Origin of the sequence: Acetobacterium sp. (genome assembly GCF_036508315.1) — a bacterium.
In the GTDB taxonomy this organism is placed as follows: Bacteria; Bacillota; Clostridia; order Eubacteriales; family Eubacteriaceae; genus Acetobacterium.
Genome location: NZ_DATCHP010000073.1, coordinates 1 through 4,858 on the forward strand (window position 1 = coordinate 1; position 4,858 = coordinate 4,858).

A 4,858-nucleotide genomic window follows, 5' to 3' on the forward strand; every position below is an offset into this window, starting at 1 on the left:
GTTTTTGGTTTCCGCTACTTCTTGTACAGGAACCTGAACTTCTAGGATCAGTTCCTCCATATTTCTGTTTTCTACTGTGGCCTCAATGCTAGCCTTAACCTTGTTCTCATAACCAGAATAGGTATGGGCTACAAACCATTGGGCCTCATCTTGTTGATTATTTTCCATGGTTCTCCCTTAACTATTTGTTGAGAAATAGCGCAGCAAGTGCCCCTAATCCTGAATCAACAACCCAAACGAGGAAAGTGAAAATTGAAACAATGCCTGCGACAACGCCTGTACGTCGCATCAATTCGTCTCTTTCCAACCAAGTTACCTTTTTAAGCTCATGGTAGACGCCTTTGAGAAAGCCTACTATTACCTGAAAAATATTTGGTCTTTTACTCTTATCGCTTGATTTTTTCTGAGGTTTTTTCTCATTTTTCGCCGTTGTCTGAGGTGCTTTCTTTTCCTCTTTTAAGAGGTCAGTCGCCTTGACTCCGGATTTTTGTGCCTGTTGTTGGGTGTTATTTATTTGTTTTTGTTTACTACTGTTATTCTTTGTTTTTTTATTTGTTGCCATGATATTCCTCTTCAGCCATTATTTCGTTTCTTTATGTGGTGTATGCGTTTTGCAAAATTTGCAATACTTATCCATTTGTAAACGATCAGGATTATTCTTCTTGTTTTTCATGGTATCGTAATTTCTTTGCTTGCATTCTGTACATGCTAAAGTAACTTTTACTCTCATTCCGGCACCTCCTACATACTTATATAAACACCTTAGGAACATGCAGGCACACGTTCCCTATTTTCATAGTCACTAACATAGAATACCATAAGAAACCTATTTCTGTCAATGAAAACATCAATAATTATCTCTGGTTCTTCTTCTATTTTTTTGCAAATAAAAAAAGGCTCGTGGCCTTTAAAATAACACTTTTTATTATACCAGTTTCGATTAAAATAATCAAGTCGGATTTGTTATTTTTACAGTTTTAATCCCCAGAAGTCACAGCCGAAAATATCGCCATCAATATCCACCACATCCGGGAGATGTCCCCAGAGTTCAAAGCCATGTTTTTTTGCCAGATTTATACTGATAAAATTACTATCAAAAATAATCGCTATCAAACTTTTATAGCCAATGTCCCGTGCGGTTGCAATAGCAAGGCTCATCAGCTTGTTTCCAAGACCTTTCCCCTGGGCACGGCTGTCAATATAATAACTGATTTCTGAAGCATACCGAAAACCTTCCCGTCCGCCGCGAAATTCCGTTAAGGTAACCCACCCCATGATCTCTTCGTCTTCCTCAACCACAAACATTGGATGTTGAGTCGATGAATGTTCAACAAACCAGGATTTTCGGTCTTCCATGGTTGCCTCACGAAGCTGGGCAGTATAAATCCGCTTTTCTATGGCTTCATTGAGAATATCCAATACCTGCTGGTAATCTTTTTCTTCTACTAATCGTATTTTCAACTTAAATCTCCTGTTTATATTAATATTTTCATCAAATCCGAAATTTCACTTTACTGTTATCGTCAACTGAGATTTATTTACTTGCGACCGATTTTTCCACGCCAGGCAATAATCACTGTCACGATAAAAATGATGATGATTACCCCAATGGTTGTGATATATGGTGACAGCACTAATGCCAGCCAGGCAATAATCACAGGGGAAGCCAGTGCGAAAAGAAAAAGACACCCAACGATGATAAAATATTTTTTATTATTTTCCATAGTAAAATAATACCTCCACCAATTCATTGTTTTTCTAAAATTATTAGTCGATCAAATAAAAACAACCCTGAAAAGGGTTGCTGAAGTTGTCAAAAAATGGTGCACCCGAGTGGATTTGAACCACCGGCACGCAGTTTAGGAAACTACTGCTCTATCCACCTGAGCTACGGGCGCATGAATTTCAAAGCTCATTATACCAATAAATCACTTTTTTGAAAACTATTATTTAAGAAATATTAATAAACTGGTTAAAAGAGGCCGGAATAACCTCTATTAACTAATTTACGCCATAATATTCTTCCATGGTTTTGCCGCTATTATAGATGTCTGTTGCCACATCAACGCCTACATAACGAAGATGCCAGGGCTCATAAGCATAGCCGGTAATATCTGTTTTACCTTGGGGATAACGTACAATAAATCCGTACTTATAGGCATTATCTTTAATGAACTGGCCTTCCGGCATGCTTCCAAAGCTCTCCAAAAGGTCAAATCCTGCGGAAGCACTGGTGACATCCATGGCTAAACCCATTTGATGCTCACTCATTCCCGGCCGGGCACTCACAAGCTCTGCCCCTTCAACCCCATAGGTCTGAACATTCCAATCATATAGACCTGCCTGGGTTTCATAGGTTCGATACCCAGAGCAGCAATAAAGCTCTAATCCAGCAGTACTGGCTGCCTTAAAAAGTCCGGTTAAGGCCGTTGCCGCAACCCCTCGAAGTTGAGTATCCCGGGTAGATGGAAGATCAACCGACACTAAATCATCGGGAACAAAGTCTGCAGAAATGCTGTGATTTTTATTGACGACCTGGGTAATTCCTTCATTTGAGCTTACACTATCGTTGATTTTCGGCGCTTCGGTTGTTACCGCAGTATCCGGTTCTTTAGTTTTTGACTCTGCAGGGGTTACTGTAGCCTCTGCTACAGTACTCGTCTGAGTTTTTGTATTTTTTGCATCTGCTTCAACCGTTTTTTTCTGTGACTCTGTCACTTGAGCCTTTTGCGCTTCCTTTGATGCCTGAATCGTTTTAGCTTGATTGTTAATTCCGATAATCGCCATCACAATAATGATGATGATTAACACCATCAGGCTGCCAATGGAAATAGCAAAACGTTTTTTATTCTTAATCTTCATTAATTTTAACCTCAATCTTTTCTTTCATTATACACTATGTTTTACTATTGAGATATTATTATTTTATTTTCTTCTAATTTTTGCAATAGAAAAAGCAGAACTCATAAAGTCCTGCTTTTAGTGTTTTTATAAAGTTTTTCCGCATTTCATAAAAAAAACAGAACTAAGAAGTCCTGCTTTCAAGCATGGTTTATTTTGATTGATTAATTTTAATTTATGCGGATTTTTTCAACTAAAAATGAATTTTCGCATCCGTAAATTTTCTTTGAACCGCTGTCATTTTTTCAATGGCCAAATAAATTTCCTGAGACACCTCATTCTTAGAGGTCCCCTTTAACTTATCCGCCCATTCCCGATAGCCGTCAATATGATCCCCGGTATGATTGATCCAATGAGCCAGGAATACTTTGAAGATTTCCTCTTCCTTTTGGATATTCGATACATCACTCATTTAAGCATCTCCCAGTTTCAATTCTCTTTTGATCAGAGCCACTGCTTCTCTTATCTGAAGCAATAACGGTTTTTGTTCCAGGGATACAATATAGTGATTTTCAGGTAAAATCGGAATGTAAATTTTTAGTCCGTCACTGTTTCCAATGGCTTCAACCATTTTCGGTGTAACTTCTCCCATCATTGCATTGGGAATGGTCATTGCAATTGAGCCAATGATAACATCGGCTTTTTGGACACTGACAGCAATGGCATTCTCGCCAGTGGCACCTTTATTGGCACCTTTTTTTAACATGGCAGCTGTTGCCAGCGCATTTGTTCCCAATCCGTATATTTCAATATATGAAGGGATTTCCTCTTTAAGGATTCCAACAATACGCGACCCAATGCCGCCTCCCATACCATCAAGCACAACAATATTCATCCAGTTAAACCGCTATTCCTTCAATAATAATCTTGTGTTTAAGAAGTTTTACTTCTTTGAGTCTGCCTTGAACAATTTTAGTACCGCCTAATAAATCTGACAGGGTTAAACTGCCATCATCATTTGGAATAATATCAACGACATAATCCATAATCTTTGTTTCTCCTTCAGGAGTAATCATATAAGCTGAAGATTCACACATGTTCATAGCCTCCTTTCAACATAATTAATGCTACACAGTCCGCCCTTTAACGCAAGGTTCTCAGGGCGACTGCATAGTTTTATTTTATCACATTAATCTTAATATTAAAACCGATCCTTTATATTTTTCCCAAATCACATAATAGGATCCATGGTTAATGCCGGGTGTCCAACTTTTTCCAAGTATTCCAATACGCCTTCAGAATCGTTGGCAATGGTTTCATCGCAAACCATGTCGCCAAAGTTTTCAATGCCGGTCATTTCAAATACGGCCTTATTTAAACGCTCAGCCACATCATCTTTTAATTCCTTTGGCATCCAGACAATGCGTTCCAAGCCGCCTTCAGCAGACATAAACTTCTTGGAGCCAATGAGGAAACGGCCATGACCCATGAAACCAGGTGTTTGAACCCCGCCACCGGTCATCGATGCAAGTTCACCGAAAGTCATACCTACTGGCGAAACATCCGGATGCTCACGGTTTACAATAACAACACCATTGGCTTCCGGCATAATACCGCAGATACATTCGAAGCATCCACAGGAAGTCATCGGATCTTCAAGAATTGAATAAAGCGTTACTTTCTTAACTGCGCCCTGTGAAGCGGCAGCAACGACTTCATTAACTGAATCCCAAATACCAAGACGTTCATCAACGGCTTTTCCCTTGACAATCGGTTGATTTGGTCCCAGTGGATCAAGTTCTTTGGTTGCCTTGGCATCCAACCAGGATACCGCACCACAAAGGCCTAAACGTTCTGGTGTAACAACACAAACATGACTGGGGGCAAAGGATTGACATAACAAACAGGTATAGAATTCATCAACACTTTCATCTGTCAAAGCACCCATTCGTTCATCACGTGCAGCGTAAATTGGTTTAACTTCTTCTTCGACAATTCGGTCAACATCTTCGGCGTT

Annotated in this window: 9 protein-coding genes, 1 tRNA gene and 1 pseudogene; all 11 read right to left on the reverse strand. The window is 39.4% G+C overall.

The window, feature by feature from the left end; genetic code table 11:
• The coding region (locus tag VIK44_RS09590) for a transcription termination/antitermination NusG family protein (protein ID WP_331553690.1) at positions 1 to 168 on the reverse strand (168 nt) is incomplete at its 3' end.
• A 13-nt stretch (positions 169 to 181) separates the two neighbouring features.
• The gene (secE, locus tag VIK44_RS09595) at positions 182 to 562 is read right to left on the reverse strand and encodes a preprotein translocase subunit SecE (RefSeq protein WP_331553683.1); all 381 of its coding nucleotides are present in this window, start codon (positions 560 to 562) and stop codon (positions 182 to 184) included.
• An 18-nt stretch (positions 563 to 580) separates the two neighbouring features.
• Positions 581 to 730: a 50S ribosomal protein L33 gene (gene rpmG / locus VIK44_RS09600; RefSeq protein WP_331553684.1), complete on the reverse strand. Its 150-nt coding sequence runs from the start codon at positions 728 to 730 to the stop codon at positions 581 to 583.
• Between the two features lie 239 nt (positions 731 to 969).
• Positions 970 to 1,461, reverse strand: coding sequence for an N-acetyltransferase family protein (locus VIK44_RS09605; RefSeq protein WP_331553685.1), 492 nt, complete (start codon positions 1,459 to 1,461; stop codon positions 970 to 972).
• Between the two features lie 77 nt (positions 1,462 to 1,538).
• Positions 1,539 to 1,724 carry a hypothetical protein gene (locus VIK44_RS09610; RefSeq protein WP_331553686.1) on the reverse strand — a complete coding sequence of 62 codons (186 nt, stop codon included), beginning with the start codon at positions 1,722 to 1,724 and terminating at the stop codon, positions 1,539 to 1,541.
• Positions 1,725 to 1,821: 97 nt separating this feature from the next.
• Positions 1,822 to 1,898 (reverse strand) — tRNA-Arg (locus VIK44_RS09615).
• A 103-nt stretch (positions 1,899 to 2,001) separates the two neighbouring features.
• On the reverse strand, positions 2,002 to 2,862 hold the full coding sequence (locus VIK44_RS09620; protein ID WP_331553687.1) for a D-alanyl-D-alanine carboxypeptidase family protein: 861 nt from the start codon (positions 2,860 to 2,862) through the stop codon (positions 2,002 to 2,004).
• 232 nt (positions 2,863 to 3,094) lie between these two features.
• Positions 3,095 to 3,313, reverse strand: coding sequence for a hypothetical protein (locus VIK44_RS09625; RefSeq protein ID WP_331553688.1), 219 nt, complete (start codon positions 3,311 to 3,313; stop codon positions 3,095 to 3,097).
• Entirely contained in the window at positions 3,314 to 3,736 is a 423-nt protein-coding gene (locus tag VIK44_RS09630; protein ID WP_331553689.1) for a DUF3842 family protein, read from the reverse strand.
• Between the two features lie 4 nt (positions 3,737 to 3,740).
• Positions 3,741 to 3,938: a CooT family nickel-binding protein gene (locus tag VIK44_RS09635; protein ID WP_050739658.1), complete on the reverse strand. Its 198-nt coding sequence runs from the start codon at positions 3,936 to 3,938 to the stop codon at positions 3,741 to 3,743.
• A 134-nt stretch (positions 3,939 to 4,072) separates the two neighbouring features.
• Positions 4,073 to 4,858, reverse strand: a pseudogene (locus tag VIK44_RS09640) (CO dehydrogenase/CO-methylating acetyl-CoA synthase complex subunit beta); the annotation flags it as partial.

What these genes read in the sequence shown, in the direction of transcription:
- VIK44_RS09635 (WP_050739658.1), bottom strand. Translation starts at nt 3,938, where the DNA reads ATGTGTGAATCTTCAGCTTATATGATTACTCCTGAAGGAGAAACAAAG.
- VIK44_RS09610 (WP_331553686.1), bottom strand. Translation starts at nt 1,724, where the DNA reads ATGGAAAATAATAAAAAATATTTTATCATCGTTGGGTGTCTTTTTCTT.
- rpmG (WP_331553684.1), bottom strand. Translation starts at nt 730, where the DNA reads ATGAGAGTAAAAGTTACTTTAGCATGTACAGAATGCAAGCAAAGAAAT.
- secE (WP_331553683.1), bottom strand. Translation starts at nt 562, where the DNA reads ATGGCAACAAATAAAAAAACAAAGAATAACAGTAGTAAACAAAAACAA.
- VIK44_RS09620 (WP_331553687.1), bottom strand. Translation starts at nt 2,862, where the DNA reads ATGAAGATTAAGAATAAAAAACGTTTTGCTATTTCCATTGGCAGCCTG.
- VIK44_RS09625 (WP_331553688.1), bottom strand. Translation starts at nt 3,313, where the DNA reads ATGAGTGATGTATCGAATATCCAAAAGGAAGAGGAAATCTTCAAAGTA.
- VIK44_RS09630 (WP_331553689.1), bottom strand. Translation starts at nt 3,736, where the DNA reads ATGAATATTGTTGTGCTTGATGGTATGGGAGGCGGCATTGGGTCGCGT.